Source organism: Citrobacter sp. W9, from assembly GCF_026719375.1.
GTDB classification, from domain to species: Bacteria; Pseudomonadota; Gammaproteobacteria; order Enterobacterales; family Enterobacteriaceae; genus Citrobacter; species Citrobacter werkmanii.
Genome location: NZ_JAPPTE010000005.1, coordinates 130,211 through 146,818, shown reverse-complemented (window position 1 = coordinate 146,818; position 16,608 = coordinate 130,211). Strand labels below are relative to the sequence as shown.

The following is a 16,608-nucleotide window of genomic DNA, read 5'->3' as shown; positions in this document are numbered from 1 at the left end:
GCCTACAGCGTCGAGAAATCATGTAGGCCGGGCAATCATTTTTTAATGGTAACCCATTATCTGCGCCCCAATCACCACCACGCTGGACATAATAAACAGCAGGCCCAACAGCGTGGCGCCTACTTTCAGCCAGTTACGAAAATCCACCCGACAAACGCCTAACGTTGCCATCAATGATGCCGACGTCGGATAGATAATGTGACTGAATCCGTCGCCAAACTGGAAGGCCAGTACGGTGACCTGACGGTTTACGCCAACCAGATCGCCCAGTGGCGCTAATAGCGGCATGGTCAATGCAGCCTGGCCAGAACCGGACGTGACGAAGAAATTAAATACCGCCTGGAACAGCAGCATAAACCATGCAGCGATAGCGTTATCCAGCCCGCTGATACCGTTGGCGATGCTGTGCAGCAGGGTATTTAATACGCTGGCTTCGCCCGCCTCTCCGTTACCGACCAGCAATAATATGCCCTTGGCGAAACCGACCAGCAGGGCGGGAGCAATCATCATTCGCGCGCCTTCAGTGAATGAAGATGCCATGACGTTGACCGTCATACCGTTGAGACGGAACACGACGCCGATGATGCCAATCACCAGTCCCATCGTGAAGAACTGGCTGGCGATCTCAGGAATAAACCACGCGTTAACGATAACGCCCCAGACGACCCAAATCATCACCGCCGTCAGTACCAGCAGCACCAACCAGTCGCCCAGCGTGAAGCGGCGTTCTACAACCTCGTCCTGCTGCTCGCGAAAAAAACGGTCTGACTCATGTACCCGGGAGAGAAGCGGATTTTTTTTGATGCGCGCTGCGTAGGCCAGGGTGAAGGTCAGTCCTATCAGGGTCGCAACGACCCACACGACGATACGCAGACCAGAACCAGAGAGCACCGGGACGCCTGCAATACCCTGTGCGACCACCACGCAGAACGGGTTCATCCATGAACTGGCAAAACCAATCTGGGTGGCGATATAAGTGACCAGAACGGTGGTGATACTGTCGTAACCTAAGCGTACCATCAAAGGCGCGATAATAATGGCAAAGGCGACCGCCTCTTCGCCCATGCCAAACACCGCGCCGCCTAATGAGAAGAGAACAAACAGCACCGGGATAAACAGGACCTCGTTACCTCGCGTATGGCGAATGAGCGCCAGGATACCGTTATCAATGGTTCCGGTACGCATAACGATGCCGAATGCGCCGCCAATCACCAGCATAAACATAATAATGCCGACGGCGGTGCCGAATTTAGAGCCGGAGGTTAATCCTTCAAACGGAAAATTCATCAGGCCAGGGCGTTCATCTCCGGTGGTGAAAAACTGCACCCGGTGATACTGCTCTTCACCCGCATCGTTGGTCAGAATACGAAAAGAGTGGGGGTCGACAACTTTACGGGTTTTGGTTTGCCCATCAACCTGATACTGCACTTCCTGGCTGTCGAACATCCCGACCGGAACAACCCATGTCGCCAGGCTGGTTAAAATGGCGACGAAAAAAATAATCACCAGCGTATCGGGCATCGCCCATTTTTTGGCTGGCTGTGATTCTGTGACTGCTGACATGAAAGACTATCCCTGTTGCAATGCAAAAGAGAGTAAGTATGCAAACAGAAGAATAGTTATTCATTGATGCAGCGCATCCTGGCAAATATTTCAGAATGTACCAAAGAAAAAACAGATATAAAAAAACCGGAAATATCAGCTATTTCCGGTTTGATAAGCAGAGGTGTTGCCGGATAAGAGATCCGGCACACCGCAGCAAATTACTTCTGCTGCTGGGAAGACTGGATCGCGGTCAGGGCGATGGTATAGACGATATCGTCTACCAGCGCACCACGGGACAGGTCGTTCACCGGCTTGCGCATACCCTGCAGCATTGGCCCGATGGAGATCAGGTCGGCAGAACGCTGTACCGCTTTGTAGGTGGTGTTACCGGTGTTCAGATCCGGGAAGATGAACACGGTAGCGCGACCGGCAACCGGCGAGTTCGGCGCTTTGGATTTCGCTACGTCAGCCATAACCGCGGCGTCGTACTGCAGCGGACCGTCGATCATCAGGTCAGGACGTTTTTCCTGCGCCAGACGAGTCGCTTCGCGAACTTTCTCTACATCGCTACCTGCACCAGAGGTACCGGTGGAGTAGGAAAGCATCGCAACGCGCGGTTCGATACCGAAGGCGATGGCGGATTCAGCGGACTGAATGGCGATTTCTGCCAGTTGTTCAGCAGTCGGATCCGGGTTGATCGCGCAGTCACCGTAAACGTAAACCTGTTCCGGCAGCAGCATGAAGAACACGGAAGACACCAGCGAGCTACCCGGCGCAGTTTTGATCAACTGCAGCGGTGGACGAATGGTGTTTGCGGTCGTGTGAACGGCACCAGAAACCAGACCGTCAACGTCGTCCTGCTCCAGCATCAGGGTACCGAGAACCACGTTGTCTTCCAGCTGTTCGCGGGCAACGGTTTCGGTCATGCCTTTGTTCTTACGCAGCTCAACCAGGCGAGCAACGTAGCTTTCGCGAACCACATCGGGATCAACGATTTCTACGCCAGCGCCCAGCTCAACGCCCTGAGAGGCCGCAACGCGGGTGATCTCATCCGGGTTACCCAACAGAACGCAGGTAGCAATACCGCGTTCAGCACAGATAGCAGCCGCTTTAACGGTACGCGGTTCGTCGCCTTCCGGCAGAACAACACGTTTGCCCGCTTTACGCGCCAGCTCGGTCAGCTGATAACGGAACGCCGGTGGAGACAGACGACGGCTGCGCTCAGAAGTCGCGGTCAGAGATTCAATCCAGTCAGCATTGATGTAGTTAGCAACGTATTCCTGAACTTTTTCGATGCGCTCGTGATCGTCAACCGGAACTTCCAGGTTGAAGCTCTGCAGGCTCAGAGAGGTCTGCCAGGTATTGGTGTTCACCATGAATACCGGCAGACCGGTAGCGAATGCACGTTCGCACAGTTTGTTGATGCGCGCGTCCATTTCGTAGCCGCCAGTCAGCAGCAGAGCACCGATTTCTACGCCGTTCATAGCAGCCAGACATGCTGCAACCAGCACGTCAGGACGGTCGGCAGACGTCACCAGCAGAGAACCTGCGCGGAAGTGCTCCAGCATGTGCGGAATGCTGCGTGCGCAGAAAGTCACAGACTTCACGCGACGGGTGTTGATATCGCCTTCGTTAACGATGGTAGCGTTCAGGTGACGCGCCATATCGATTGCACGGGTAGCGATCAGATCGAAGCTCCATGGCACCGCGCCCAGAACCGGCAGCGGGCTGGATTCTTGCAGTTTAGCCGGATCAACTTTGATCACCTGCGCTTTGGAAGAGTCGTCGAAAATCTCGGACAGATCCGGGCGAGTACGGCCCTGGTCATCAACCGGCGCGTTCAGTTTGTTAACGATAACGCCAGTGATGTTGGTGTTTTTCGCGCCGCCGAAGCTGCTGCGAGTCAGTTCAATACGCTCGTTCAGCTGTTCCGGGGTATCGGTACCCTGAGACATCACGAAGACGATTTCCGCATTCAGCGTTTTCGCGATTTCGTAGTTCAGAGACTGCGCGAACTGATGCTTACGTGTTGGGACCAGGCCTTCAACCAGTACAACTTCAGCATCTTTGGTGTTCGCGTGGTAATTCGCGATGATCTCTTCCATCAGCACATCTTTCTGATTGCTGGACAGCAGAGATTCAACGTGGCTCATCTTCAGCGGCTCAGCAGCTGGCAGGTTAGAGTTCGCACGAACGATAGTGGTAGTCTGGTCTGGCGCATCGCCACCGGCACGAGGCTGAGCGATGGGTTTAAAGACGCTCAGACGAACGCCTTTGCGTTCCATAGCACGGATCACGCCGAGGCTGACGCTGGTCAGGCCGACGCTGGTTCCGGTAGGGATCAGCATAATAATACGGGACACGGTTTATCCTCTTTCGTTACCGCCCATTTCAGGCGGGTTACAAAACAGCACCGCCAGCTAGGCTGGCGGTGTGAAATCAGGCAGTCAGACGGCTCGCGTCTTGCGCGATAACCAGTTCTTCGTTGGTTGGGATAACCACCGCAGGACGGGTACCTTCTTTGTTGATGAAACCAGATTTGCCGAAACGTGCGGCCAGGTTACGCTCGTGGTCAACTTCAAAGCCCAGAACGCCCAGTTTGCCCAGAGACAGTTCACGAACCATCGCTGCGTTTTCACCAATACCACCAGTGAAGACAACCGCATCCAGACGACCATCCATCAGCGCAGTGTAAGAACCGATGTACTTCGCCAGACGGTGGCAGTAAACGTCCATTGCACGTTTAGCGTCTTCTTTGGTTGTGTAGTTATCTTCAACATAACGGCAGTCGCTGGTGACTTCGGTCAGACCCAGCAGACCGGATTCTTTGGTCAGCATTTTGTTGATCTGGTCAACGCTCATGCCCAGGGTGTCGTGCAGATGGAAGATGATCGCCGGGTCGATGTCACCGGAACGTGTACCCATCACCAGACCTTCCAGCGGGGTCAGACCCATGGAGGTATCAACACATTTACCGTTACGGATAGCAGATACAGAACCGCCGTTGCCCAGGTGGCAAGTGATGATGTTCAGTTCATCAACCGGTTTGTTCAGCATTTTTGCCGCTTCCTGAGTAACAAAGAAGTGGCTGGTGCCGTGCGCGCCGTAACGACGAACGCCGTGTTCTTTGTACAGGCTGTACGGCAGAGCATAGAGGTAAGACTCTTCCGGCATAGTCTGATGGAACGCGGTGTCGAATACAGCCACGTTTTTGTCTTTCAGGCTTGGGAAGGATTTCAGCGCTTCTGCGATACCGATCAGGTGAGCCGGGTTATGCAGCGGTGCGAAAGAGGCAGAATCTTTGATGCCCTGGATAACGGAATCATCGATAACCACAGAGCTGGTATACTTCTCGCCGCCGTGTACGATACGGTGACCGATAGCGGTCAATTGCGCAGACAATTCTGGTTTTTGTGCCAGAATAGTGTTAACGATAAAGTTCAGCGCTTCACTGTGAGCGGCGCCTGCACCTAAAGCCGCTTCTTGTTTACCGCCGTCCATTTTCCACTTGATGCGTGCTTCTGGGAGATGGAAACATTCGGCTAAACCAGAGAGGTATTCTTCACCGTTTACTGCATCGATGATGGCAAATTTCAGTGAGGAGCTACCGCAGTTCAGAACCAGTACTAACTTACTCGACATGGAAGTACCTATTTATGATACGTGGCTAAAAAAACGTCAGGGAGTCATAGAGCGTAGCGCATGATGACACCGACGTTTATGATTAACATCATGCGCCAGAGTCTTTTTGGGCACGATGGAATAAATACCTTTGAGTCTATGTCATTTTGCGTATTTTTCAGCCAGTGGCATACTGTATGCCAATTTGACGACTCAATGATTTTGGACTAAAGGCCTTACAGGCCGGCACAGGATACCTGAATGTGGGTATCAAAGACAAAATGTTTTGAACGATGTCCTTTATAGTTGTTGTTTTGCACAAATTTTTTAATTTTTATATGTGAAGTTGAGGTAACCGCCATGTCGACACCGGATAATCGTTCCGTCAATTTTTTTAGTTTGTTTCGCCGGGGGCAGCACTATGCGAAGACGTGGCCAATGGAAAAGCGCCTCGCGCCCGTATTTGTTGAGAACCGCGTCATCCGTATGACGCGTTACGCAATCCGTTTTATGCCGCCCATCGCTGTTTTCACCTTATGCTGGCAAATTGCTTTAGGCGGGCAGTTGGGACCCGCCGTGGCGACGGCGCTGTTTGCGCTCAGTCTGCCGATGCAGGGCATGTGGTGGCTGGGTAAGCGTTCTGTCACGCCGCTGCCGCCTTCAATACTCAACTGGTTCTACGAAGTTCGGGGTAAATTGCAAGAGGCCGGGCAGGCGCTCGCTCCGGTAGAAGGAAAGCCTGATTATCAGGCGCTGGCTGACACGCTTAAGCGCGCCTTCAAACAACTGGATAAAACTTTCCTTGATGATTTGTAATTGACCCCTGATTACGCATATAAAAGAAGGCACAAGATGCCTTCTTTTTTTTCATCGTAGTAGTAGTGATACAGGAGTCCCAAATGGAAATGACCAACGCTCAACGTCTGATTTTGTCTAACCAGTACAAAATGATGACTATGCTCGATCCCACTAACGCCGAGCGTTATCGTCGTTTGCAGACGATTATTGAACGCGGTTACGGCTTGCAGATGCGCGAGCTGGATCGTGAGTTTGGTGAGCTGACGGAAGAAACCTGTCGTACGGTTATCGATATTATGGAGATGTATCACGCATTACATGTGTCCTGGACTAATCTAAAAGACGCGCAGTCTATTGATGAGCGCCGCGTGACCTTCCTCGGCTTTGATGCTGCAACGGAAGCCCGTTTCCTCGGGTATGTACGGTTTATGGTCAATGTGGAAGGGCGTTATACCCACTTTGATGCGGGTACGCATGGCTTCAACGCCCAGACCCCGATGTGGGAAAAATATCAACGTATGCTGAATGTCTGGCACTCTTGCCCGCGCCAGTATCACCTGAGCGCGAATGAAATTAACCAAATCATTAATGCCTGAGGGGGCGAGCGTGCAGTGCAAAGGTTTTCTGTTTGATCTGGATGGAACGCTGGTCGATTCCTTACCCGCAGTAGAGCGCGCGTGGTGCAACTGGGCCGATCGTTTTGGCCTCGATCACGCCGAGGTGCTCGGCTTTATTCATGGTAAGCAGGCCATTACCTCCCTGCGACACTTTATGGTGGGCAAGTCCGAGGCGGAGATCGCTGCGGAGTTCACCCGCCTGGAGCAGATCGAAGCGACGGAAACCGCGGGGATCACCGCGTTGCCAGGGGCGGTTGACTTGCTCAACCATCTCAACAAAGCGGGCATTCCATGGGCGATTGTGACTTCCGGTTCAATGCCGGTCGCACGGGCGCGTCATCGTGTCGCAGGACTTCCTGCTCCTGAAGTGTTTGTCACTGCCGAACGGGTAAAAAGAGGTAAGCCAGAGCCAGACGCCTATCTGTTAGGCGCTCAGCTACTGGGCCTGGCGCCACAGGAATGCGCGGTAGTCGAGGATGCGCCCGCAGGGGTGCTCTCGGGACTGGCTGCAGGGTGCCATGTAATAGCGGTAAATGCGCCAGCGGACACGCCGCGTCTGGATGAGGTCGATTTTTCGCTGACCAGTCTGGAACATATTTCTGTGACCAAGCAGCCCAACGGAAATGTGGTCGTTGTAAGAAATACCTGATCATGATTTAGCCCCAGATTGTTGGGGCTTTTTTATGGCAGAATCGCTCCATCCCTCTCATTTAACAAGGATATGTTGTGAACGGTGAATTGATATGGGTTCTCTCATTGCTGGCGATTGCCGTCGTCTTGTTTGCAACTGGCAGAGTGCGTATGGACGCGATCGCTTTGCTGGTCATTATTGCCTTTGTTCTGAGTGGAACATTGAGCATCACAGAAGCTTTTTCCGGGTTCAGCGATCCTAACGTTATTTTGATCGCGGCTTTATTTATTATCGGCGACGGTCTGGTGCGTACCGGGGTGGCGACGGTGATGGGGGCCTGGCTGGTGAAGGTCGCCGGCAGCAGTGAAGTCAAAATGCTGGTGTTGCTGATGATAACCGTGGCCGGGCTCGGTGCGTTTATGAGTTCGACCGGCGTGGTTGCTATCTTTATACCGGTTGTCTTAAGCGTTTCCATGCGCATGCAAATTTCTCCCTCGCGCCTGATGATGCCGCTGAGCTTTGCCGGATTGATAAGCGGTATGATGACGCTGGTGGCGACACCGCCAAACCTGGTCGTCAACAGTGAGTTGCTACGCGAAGGACTTAACGGTTTCAGCTTTTTTAGCGTCACTCCGCTGGGGCTGGTGGTTCTGGTGCTTGGCATAATTTATATGCTGCTGATGCGCTTTATGCTGAAGGGCGAAGACTCCGGGCAGCCAGGAGACGGTTGGAAACGCCGGACTTTTCGCGATTTAATCAAAGAGTATCGCCTCACGGGGCGTGCCCGCCGTCTGGCTATTCGCCCTGGTTCACCGATGATTGGCCAGCGTCTGGACGACCTGAAACTGTGTGAGCGTTACGGAGCAAACGTGATTGGCGTGGAGCGCTGGCGGCGCTTTCGTCGCGTGATTGTTGACGTTAACGGGGTTTCTGAGTTTCGCGCCCGTGACGTGCTGCTGATTGATATGTCTGCAGCGGATGTCGATCTGCGAGAATTTTGCAGTGAGCAACTGCTGGAGCCAATGGTGCTGCGCGGGGAATATTTCTCCGAGCAGGCGCTTGATGTGGGCATGGCCGAGATCTCACTGATCCCTGAATCGGAACTGATTGGCAAAACGGTACGGGAGATAGCCTTTCGTACGCGTTACGGTCTGAATGTGGTCGGCCTGAAACGCGATGGTACGGCGCTGGCAGGCGCGGTGGTGGATGAACCGTTGCTGATGGGGGATATCATTCTGGTGGTGGGTAACTGGAAGCTCATCACACTGCTGGGACAAAAAGGGCGCGACTTCGTGGTGTTGAACATGCCAGCTGAGGTCAGTGAAGCCTCCCCGGCGCACAGTCAGGCGCCGCATGCCATTTTCTGCCTGGTGCTGATGGTGGCCCTGATGCTTACCGATGAAATTCCTAATACGGTTGCCGCAATTATCGCCTGCCTGCTGATGGGGAAATTCCGCTGTATCGATGCCGAAAGCGCCTATAAAGCGATTCACTGGCCGAGCATTATTTTGATCGTCGGGATGATGCCCTTTGCACTGGCGCTACAAAAAACCGGCGGTGTCGATCTGGTAGTAAAAGGACTGATGGACGTCGGCGGCGGGTATGGCCCGTACATGATGTTGGGTTGCCTGTTCGTCCTGTGCGCGAGCATCGGGTTATTTATCTCAAATACTGCGACGGCGGTACTCATGGCGCCAATTGCTCTGGCGGCGGCAAAGTCGATGGGGGTTTCGCCGTATCCTTTTGCAATGGTGATTGCAATGGCAGCATCCGCAGCCTTTATGACACCGGTCTCTTCGCCGGTGAACACGCTGGTGCTGGGGCCGGGTAACTACAGCTTTAGCGATTTCGTGAAAATTGGCGTGCCGTTTACGGTGATCGTGATGGCGGTGTGCGTGGTGATGATCCCGATGCTGTTCCCATTTTGATTTTTATGTGCCGGATAAGACGTTGACGTCGCCATCCGGCAACATCGTTTAAAGCGGTGAATCCTGGCTGATCTCATCTAATGAGAGGTGAAAACTCGGGACAAACACCTCCATAAAATAGTCCATCTCTTCGCTGCGCCGCGACTCCAGCGTTTTTTCCAGCCGCGTTTTCGCCAACAAGAACTCATTATTGCCCGCCGAAAGCTCTTCCAGACACTTCAGATAAGCGCACAGCGCATCGGCCTGTTTGACGATAGATTTCTCTTCTTCGCTGTAAGCATGTTCATCAATCAGCGGAGCAAATATATCTCGTAGCTCGTCGGGCACCATATCGACCAGCTTTTGCTGGGCAATTTTCTCTATCGCTTTATATTCCTGGGCGATTTGTGAGTTGAAGTATTTTACCGGGGTAGGGAGGTCACCGGTCAGCACCTCTGAAGCGTCATGGTACATTGCCAACAGGGCAATGCGCTCTGCATTAAGCTGACCACCAAATTTACGGTTTTTGATCGCCGCCAGCGCATGAGCGACCATGGCGACTTGCAAACTATGCTCGGACACATTTTCGGTGCGCACGTTGCGCATCAGCGGCCAGCGGTTAATGAGCTTCAGGCGGGAGAGGTGGGCAAAAAAATGGCTCTGCTTCATAACGACCCTTATATGATGGCAACCTAAGAGTCATTGTGCGCAGAGAAGGCTGTCAGATGCAAATACTCGTCATACTGATCCAACAGCCCGTGTTTTATTACAACTGGTGATACCCTGACAGGAAGCGCTCAAATTTACTCAGCGACATTTCGATATCGTCAATGCGCGGGAGCGTGACGATGCGGAAATGATCCGGCCACGGCCAGTTGAACGCCGTCCCCTGAACCAGCAGCACTTTTTCCTGCAACAGGAAGTCGAGCACCATTTTCTGGTCGTCATGAATGTTGAAGCGTTTAGCGTCGATTTTCGGGAACATATACAGCGCGCCGCGCGGTTTCACGCAGGAGACGCCGGGAATATCATTGAGTAACTCCCAGGCGCGGTTGCGTTGTTCATACAGGCGCCCGCCAGGCATGATAAATTCACTGATGCTCTGGTATCCGCCCAGCGCGGTCTGAATCGCATGTTGCGCCGGAACGTTAGCACATAAGCGCATAGAGGCCAGCATCTCAAGACCTTCGATGTACCCCTTGGCATGTTTCTTCGGCCCGTTCAGCACCATCCAGCCCTGACGGAAACCGGCAACGCGATAGGTTTTTGACAGGCCGTTGAAGGTAATAGTCAGCAGGTCCGGCGCCATCGCGGCGATCGAGTGGTGTTCAGCATCATCGTAGAGAATTTTGTCGTAAATCTCATCCGCAAAAATGATGAGGTTGTTCTGGCGAGCAATTTCAACAATCTCCATCAGCAGCTCTTTGGAATACACAGCGCCGGTTGGGTTGTTGGGGTTAATGATGACGATCCCACGCGTACGCGGGGTAATTTTGGCGCGAATGTCGTCAAGGTCCGGGAACCAGTCAGATGATTCGTCACACAGGTAATGCACGGCGTTACCGCCGGAGAGCGATACCGCTGCCGTCCACAGTGGATAATCAGGTGCCGGAACGAGCATTTCGTCCCCACTGTTCAGCAATGCCTGCATGGCCTGCACAATCAATTCGGAAACGCCGTTACCGATATAGATATCTTCCACGGTCACATCGCGCATCCCGCGGGCCTGGTAATGCTGCATGATCGCTTTACGGGCTGAATAAAGACCTTTGGAGTCGCAATATCCTTGCGCTGTTGGCAAATTGCGGATCACATCAACCAGAATTTCGTCTGGCGCTTCAAACCCGAATGGCGCCGGGTTGCCGATGTTAAGTTTCAGAACTTTATTGCCTTCTTCTTCCAGGCGCTTTGCTTCCTTCAGAACCGGGCCGCGAATGTCATAACAGACGTTTTCTAATTTGCTGGATTTTTCAATGGGGGACATGAACGTTGACCTTTTTAGCTGTGAATGCCACTCCCTGCCGTGGAAGTCAGCCCAGCACAATGTACTCCCACGACGGTAAGTTTTGAAGGGTCTTTAGTAGAAGATTTTGAAAATCCATGAAGTTATAATTAACTGTTAATAACTAAATAACGCAATTATCATGAAATAATGATCTGGTGAATTGTATAATGTTGGTGATATGTTTTGTAGTGTTGGTTTAGGTGTGGTGGTTTGTCTGGTCAAAAAAACTTAACTCTGTAAAGCAAAAGATCGCCGACACATAAGCGGTATGACGTCATTCGAAAATACTGAGGTTTTATCTGCGAGGGCTGTTATCGGCCTGATCCGTGCGTGGTACGGTGTGAATTCATTGTTAAGTATAATTAATGAATTGAAGGATTCTTAATTAATTATTATTTAATATTTAAATCGCATTAAATTGAATGGCCTAATAATACGAAAACCGCAGGTCAGACATAACCTCAGGTAGACTCGAATTATTCGCGATAACACTTATAAATATAGTGGTTTTAGGTTAAGATAAGTCTCATGAAATGGTGCGTAGTACGAATTTTACGATAATTCAAATGTTTGTTGGTTGTTCCTAACGTACTGAAAAGTTAGTTTTTAATGTGTAAATTATTGTTCGTTAAGTTTTTTTTAAATTTACAAAATTTACATGTTTTCCATTAGTCAGAATCATCCAGCAGCTAAAAATATGGCCCTTTCTCGTTGCTATATTCCGATGAGTGTCACGGTTATTATATAGCGTAGAAAGAGAATTGTTTCGTTTGTTAAACCAAATACATCCTTATTTTCACTTGGTTACACTAAGCGAAACTGCAAGGAAGGCAGATAACAAATGGAGTGGTTTGATTCTGAATGCACAGCATTAACCCGGTATGACCCGCGAGTAAGTGAAAAACTATGATAAATGCAAATCGTCCGATAATTAACCTCGACCTCGATCTGCTGAGAACCTTCGTTGCTGTTGCCGACCTGAATACCTTCGCGGCTGCGGCAGCTGCGGTATGTCGCACTCAGTCTGCGGTGAGTCAGCAAATGCAGCGTCTTGAGCAACTCGTGGGGAAAGAGTTGTTCGCGCGTCATGGACGCAACAAACTGCTGACCGAACATGGTATACAGCTGTTGGGTTACGCCAGAAAAATATTGCGTTTTAATGATGAGGCATGCTCATCATTAATGTTTAACAATCTTCAGGGAGTGTTAACTATTGGCGCTTCTGATGAATCCGCCGATACGATACTGCCTTTCCTGCTCAACCGTATAAGTTCGGTTTATCCGAAGCTTGCATTGGATGTAAGGGTCAAGCGCAACGCCTATATGGTGGATATGCTGAAGTCGCAAGAAGTGGATTTGGTGGTAACGACTAACCGTCCGGGCGATTTTGAATGCCTGAATCTGCGCACTTCGCCGACGCACTGGTATTGTGCGGCCGAATATATCCTGCAAAAAGGTGAGCCGGTCCCGTTGGTGCTGTTGGACGATCCGAGCCCGTTCCGCGATATGGTGTTGGCAACGCTGAATGCTGCGCAGATCCCGTGGCGCTTAGCGTATGTTGCTTCAACATTGCCTGCGGTTCGTGCTGCGGTCAAAGCCGGTCTGGGCGTTACTGCGCGTCCCGTTGAAATGATGAGCCCTGATTTACGCGTACTGGGGGCGGCGGACGGATTACCGCCATTGCCTGATACCGAGTATCTGTTGTGCTGCGATCCGGCTACGCAAAATGATTTAGCTCAGGTGATCTTTAACTCGATGCAGACATATCAAAACCCTTGGCAATACAATCAGTTTACCCCCGAAGGGGGAGATGATTCGCTCCTTATTGAAGGCGACTTCGAGTAACGCGTCACAAAAAACGTTTTAAAATGTAAGTGTAAAAAAAGAGCCGCTAATGATGAAAAAACATCCAGCGGCTCTTTTTTTGTGCAAATAACATTGGTTTATGTCATTTGCTATACTAAAACTTAACAAAATCAGCGGGTAAAAAAACAGCCTGCAAATAGGGTGAAAAATAATCAGCAGAAGTGTTAATTGTTTCCATGTTAAAAAACTAGAGAAATTGTTGCTGTTTTTTATGGTGAATTAACAAAAGCGTGTCACAGATCAAGAAAATACTCCCATTTAGGGGGAGGCATTAGTGTGAATTCCTGTCAAAATAGACAAGTATTATCTTTTTTACTTCACTACGGACACGATTCAACAACATTAAAAAAGACCGATGATGCAACCGAAATGGGTGTAAACAGCACTTTATGTTAATGAGGTTGGAGTAGTGTAAAATAATGTGAGGAAACTTTTGTTAAAGTTGACAAAAGGTTATAGAAAGGAGTAAAAAACCCCATCAATTGGCTGTATAAAATGGTTTTCTACAGTGATTGTAAGGTTTTTTTTATTCCTCCCCATGAATCGATGTGGCGTTCATCTGCCGAAAAGAGCAGAGAATTTGGCGCTACTTTTGATGAGTAAGCAATGAGTATGTCAACATCCACTGAAATCATCGCTCATCACTGGGCATTCGCTATCTTTCTTATTGTCGCCATTGGCCTGTGCTGCCTGATGCTCGTCGGCGGCTGGTTTTTAGGTGGTCGCGCGCGCGCGAGATCTAAAAACGTGCCGTTTGAATCAGGTATTGACTCGGTCGGCACCGCCCGCTTGCGCCTGTCTGCCAAGTTTTATCTGGTAGCCATGTTCTTCGTTATCTTCGACGTTGAAGCGCTGTATCTGTTCGCATGGTCAACATCTATCCGTGAAAGCGGTTGGATTGGCTTTGTGGAAGCTGCAATTTTTATTTTTGTGTTACTGGCTGGTCTGGTTTATCTGGTGCGTATTGGCGCGCTGGACTGGACGCCCGCGCGTTCACGCCGCGAGCGTATGAACCCGGAAACGAACAGTATCGCTAATCGTCAACGCTAACCGCGAGGCATTAAGATGGATTATACGCTCACCCGCATAGATCCTAACGGTGAGAACGACCGTTACCCCCTGCAAAAACAGGAGATCGTAACCGACCCCCTGGAGCAAGAAGTTAATAAAAACGTGTTCATGGGCAAGCTCCATGACATGGTTAACTGGGGCCGTAAAAACTCAATTTGGCCATATAACTTTGGCCTTTCCTGCTGCTACGTTGAGATGGTGACCTCGTTTACCGCTGTGCACGATGTGGCCCGTTTTGGTGCGGAAGTACTGCGTGCATCGCCGCGTCAGGCTGACCTGATGGTCGTGGCTGGAACCTGCTTTACCAAAATGGCACCGGTTATTCAGCGCCTCTACGATCAGATGCTGGAACCAAAATGGGTTATTTCCATGGGCGCATGCGCCAACTCCGGCGGTATGTACGACATCTATTCTGTGGTGCAGGGCGTTGATAAATTTATTCCGGTCGATGTGTACATCCCGGGATGCCCGCCGCGTCCAGAAGCGTATATGCAGGCTCTGATGCTGCTGCAGGATTCCATTGGCAAAGAACGCCGTCCGCTCTCCTGGGTGGTTGGGGATCAGGGCGTTTATCGCGCCAATATGCAGTCAGAACGCGAGCGTAAACGCGGTGAACGTATTGCTGTAACGAATCTTCGTACACCAGACGAGATTTAATTTGCGCCTGTCGGCAGCCGCACTTCCTTCGCTTATCACTACATAAATAGCGCGAAGCACTGCCGACTACCACGGACCATTTACAATGGTGAACAATATGACCGACTTAACCGCGCAAGATGCTGTATGGCAAACACGGGATCACCTTGATGACCCGGTCATTGGCGAACTGCGCAACCGTTTTGGGCCGGATGCCTTTACCGTTCAGGCGACTCGCACCGGGGTACCCGTTGTTTGGGTCAAGCGTGAACAATTACTGGAAGTTGGCGATTTCTTAAAGAGACTGCCGAAACCTTACGTCATGCTGTTTGACTTACATGGCATGGACGAACGTCTGCGTACGCACCGCGAAGGGTTACCTGCCGCGGATTTTTCCGTTTTCTATCACCTGATTTCTATTGAACGCAATCGCGATATCATGCTCAAGGTGGCGTTGTCTGAAAACGATCTGCGTGTACCGACTTTTACCAAACTGTTCCCCAACGCCAACTGGTATGAGCGTGAAACCTGGGAAATGTTTGGTATCGATATCGAAGGCCACCCGCATCTGACGCGTCTGCTGATGCCGCATACCTGGCAAGGCCACCCGCTGCGTAAAGATTACCCGGCGCGTGCGACCGAATTCGATCCGTTTGAGCTGACCAAAGCCAAACAGGATCTGGAAATGGAAGCGCTGACCTTCAAACCCGAAGACTGGGGCATGAAGCGTGGTACCGAAAACGAGGACTTCATGTTCCTCAACCTCGGCCCTAACCACCCGTCTTCTCACGGCGCGTTCCGTATTGTGCTGCAGCTTGATGGCGAAGAAATCGTCGACTGCGTGCCTGACATCGGCTACCACCACCGTGGCGCTGAAAAGATGGGTGAACGTCAGTCCTGGCACAGCTACATTCCGTACACCGACCGTATCGAATACCTCGGCGGCTGCGTCAACGAAATGCCTTACGTACTGGCGGTTGAGAAACTGGCGGGCATCACCACGCCGGATCGCGTCAACGTGATTCGCGTTATGCTGTCTGAACTGTTCCGTATCAACAGCCACCTGCTGTACATCTCCACGTTCATTCAGGACGTCGGCGCGATGACGCCGGTTTTCTTCGCCTTTACCGATCGTCAGAAAATTTATGACGTGGTGGAAGCGATCACCGGTTACCGTATGCACCCGGCCTGGTTCCGTATCGGCGGTGTCGCACACGATCTGCCGCGCGGTTGGGACAAGCTGCTGCGTGACTTCCTCGACTGGATGCCAAAACGTCTGGATTCCTACGAGAAAGCTGCACTGCGTAACACCATCCTGAAAGGTCGTTCCCAGGGCGTTGCCGCCTATGGCAAGAAAGAAGCGCTGGACTGGGGTTGTACCGGTGCTGCGCTGCGTGCGACCGGTATTGATTTCGACGTGCGTAAAGCCCGTCCATACTCTGGCTACGAAAACTTTGACTTTGAAGTTCCGGTTGGCGGCGGCGTGTCTGACTGCTATACCCGCGTAATGCTGAAAGTTGAAGAGCTGCGCCAGAGTCTGCGCATCCTTGAGCAGTGCCTCAACAACATGCCGGAAGGCCCGTTCAAAGCGGATCACCCGCTGACTACGCCGCCGCCGAAAGAGCGCACGCTGCAACATATCGAAACCCTGATCACCCACTTCCTGCAGGTTTCGTGGGGACCGGTTATGCCGGCAAACGAGTCCTTCCAGATGGTGGAAGCGACCAAGGGTATCAACAGTTACTACCTGACCAGCGATGGCAGCACCATGAGTTACCGTACTCGTATCCGTACCCCGAGCTATGCGCACCTGCAGCAGATCCCGGTAGCGGTACGCGGCAGCCTGGTGTCCGACCTTATCGTCCATCTGGGTAGTATTGATTTTGTTATGTCAGATGTGGACCGCTAATT

The 16,608-nt window shown here is 51.5% G+C and carries 13 protein-coding genes; 8 read left to right on the top strand and 5 right to left on the bottom strand.

Annotated features, from left to right (window positions below; genetic code table 11):
• Positions 1–42: 42 nt before the first annotated feature.
• The 3 genes from yfcC to ackA all read right to left on the bottom strand — a co-directional run bounded on the left by yfcC (position 43) and on the right by ackA (position 5,187).
• Positions 43–1,563, bottom strand: coding sequence for a putative basic amino acid antiporter YfcC (gene yfcC, locus OOJ59_RS10270; protein WP_087857358.1), 1,521 nt, complete (start codon positions 1,561–1,563; stop codon positions 43–45).
• A gap of 200 nt (positions 1,564–1,763) precedes the next feature.
• A complete protein-coding gene (pta, locus tag OOJ59_RS10265; protein WP_038642314.1) occupies positions 1,764–3,908 on the bottom strand; it encodes a phosphate acetyltransferase in 2,145 nt (714 codons plus the stop codon).
• 76 nt (positions 3,909–3,984) lie between these two features.
• Complete coding sequence (gene ackA, locus OOJ59_RS10260) at positions 3,985–5,187, bottom strand: acetate kinase (protein WP_006683648.1); 1,203 nt, start codon at positions 5,185–5,187, stop codon at positions 3,985–3,987.
• A 339-nt stretch (positions 5,188–5,526) separates the two neighbouring features.
• Between ackA and yfbV the strand changes: the two genes are divergently transcribed.
• From yfbV to OOJ59_RS10240, 4 genes are all read left to right on the top strand, one after another.
• Complete coding sequence (gene yfbV, locus OOJ59_RS10255; RefSeq protein ID WP_038642312.1) at positions 5,527–5,982, top strand: terminus macrodomain insulation protein YfbV; 456 nt, start codon at positions 5,527–5,529, stop codon at positions 5,980–5,982.
• Positions 5,983–6,065: 83 nt separating this feature from the next.
• Positions 6,066–6,560, top strand: a complete 495-nt coding sequence (locus tag OOJ59_RS10250; protein ID WP_038642310.1) for a YfbU family protein — start codon at positions 6,066–6,068, stop codon at positions 6,558–6,560.
• A complete protein-coding gene (locus OOJ59_RS10245; protein ID WP_087051296.1) occupies positions 6,553–7,230 on the top strand; it encodes a sugar phosphatase in 678 nt (225 codons plus the stop codon). Before OOJ59_RS10250 ends, OOJ59_RS10245 begins: the two co-directional genes overlap by 8 nt.
• Before the next feature lie 77 nt (positions 7,231–7,307).
• Entirely contained in the window at positions 7,308–9,140 is a 1,833-nt protein-coding gene (locus OOJ59_RS10240) for an SLC13 family permease (protein ID WP_268063384.1), read from the top strand.
• A gap of 48 nt (positions 9,141–9,188) precedes the next feature.
• Here OOJ59_RS10240 and yfbR read toward each other — a convergent pair whose 3' ends face one another.
• Complete coding sequence (gene yfbR, locus OOJ59_RS10235; protein WP_042307093.1) at positions 9,189–9,788, bottom strand: 5'-deoxynucleotidase; 600 nt, start codon at positions 9,786–9,788, stop codon at positions 9,189–9,191.
• 97 nt (positions 9,789–9,885) lie between these two features.
• Positions 9,886–11,103, bottom strand: coding sequence for an alanine transaminase AlaA (gene alaA / locus OOJ59_RS10230; protein WP_005129483.1), 1,218 nt, complete (start codon positions 11,101–11,103; stop codon positions 9,886–9,888).
• Between the two features lie 927 nt (positions 11,104–12,030).
• Between alaA and lrhA the strand changes: the two genes are divergently transcribed.
• The 4 genes from lrhA (at position 12,031) to nuoC (ending at position 16,606) form a co-directional block, all read left to right on the top strand.
• Positions 12,031–12,969, top strand: a complete 939-nt coding sequence (gene lrhA / locus OOJ59_RS10225) for a transcriptional regulator LrhA (RefSeq protein WP_038642304.1) — start codon at positions 12,031–12,033, stop codon at positions 12,967–12,969.
• A gap of 627 nt (positions 12,970–13,596) precedes the next feature.
• Positions 13,597–14,040, top strand: a complete 444-nt coding sequence (nuoA, locus tag OOJ59_RS10220) for an NADH-quinone oxidoreductase subunit NuoA (protein WP_003028077.1) — start codon at positions 13,597–13,599, stop codon at positions 14,038–14,040.
• A 15-nt stretch (positions 14,041–14,055) separates the two neighbouring features.
• Positions 14,056–14,718, top strand: a complete 663-nt coding sequence (nuoB, locus tag OOJ59_RS10215) for an NADH-quinone oxidoreductase subunit NuoB (RefSeq protein WP_003028075.1) — start codon at positions 14,056–14,058, stop codon at positions 14,716–14,718.
• Positions 14,719–14,803: 85 nt separating this feature from the next.
• Entirely contained in the window at positions 14,804–16,606 is a 1,803-nt protein-coding gene (gene nuoC, locus OOJ59_RS10210; RefSeq protein WP_006683659.1) for an NADH-quinone oxidoreductase subunit C/D, read from the top strand.
• Positions 16,607–16,608 lie beyond the last annotated feature (2 nt).

What these genes read in the sequence shown, in the direction of transcription:
- nuoA (WP_003028077.1), top strand. Translation starts at nt 13,597, where the DNA reads ATGAGTATGTCAACATCCACTGAAATCATCGCTCATCACTGGGCATTC.
- nuoC (WP_006683659.1), top strand. Translation starts at nt 14,804, where the DNA reads ATGGTGAACAATATGACCGACTTAACCGCGCAAGATGCTGTATGGCAA.
- OOJ59_RS10250 (WP_038642310.1), top strand. Translation starts at nt 6,066, where the DNA reads ATGGAAATGACCAACGCTCAACGTCTGATTTTGTCTAACCAGTACAAA.
- yfbV (WP_038642312.1), top strand. Translation starts at nt 5,527, where the DNA reads ATGTCGACACCGGATAATCGTTCCGTCAATTTTTTTAGTTTGTTTCGC.
- lrhA (WP_038642304.1), top strand. Translation starts at nt 12,031, where the DNA reads ATGATAAATGCAAATCGTCCGATAATTAACCTCGACCTCGATCTGCTG.
- alaA (WP_005129483.1), bottom strand. Translation starts at nt 11,103, where the DNA reads ATGTCCCCCATTGAAAAATCCAGCAAATTAGAAAACGTCTGTTATGAC.
- nuoB (WP_003028075.1), top strand. Translation starts at nt 14,056, where the DNA reads ATGGATTATACGCTCACCCGCATAGATCCTAACGGTGAGAACGACCGT.
- yfbR (WP_042307093.1), bottom strand. Translation starts at nt 9,788, where the DNA reads ATGAAGCAGAGCCATTTTTTTGCCCACCTCTCCCGCCTGAAGCTCATT.
- OOJ59_RS10245 (WP_087051296.1), top strand. Translation starts at nt 6,553, where the DNA reads ATGCCTGAGGGGGCGAGCGTGCAGTGCAAAGGTTTTCTGTTTGATCTG.
- ackA (WP_006683648.1), bottom strand. Translation starts at nt 5,187, where the DNA reads ATGTCGAGTAAGTTAGTACTGGTTCTGAACTGCGGTAGCTCCTCACTG.
- yfcC (WP_087857358.1), bottom strand. Translation starts at nt 1,563, where the DNA reads ATGTCAGCAGTCACAGAATCACAGCCAGCCAAAAAATGGGCGATGCCC.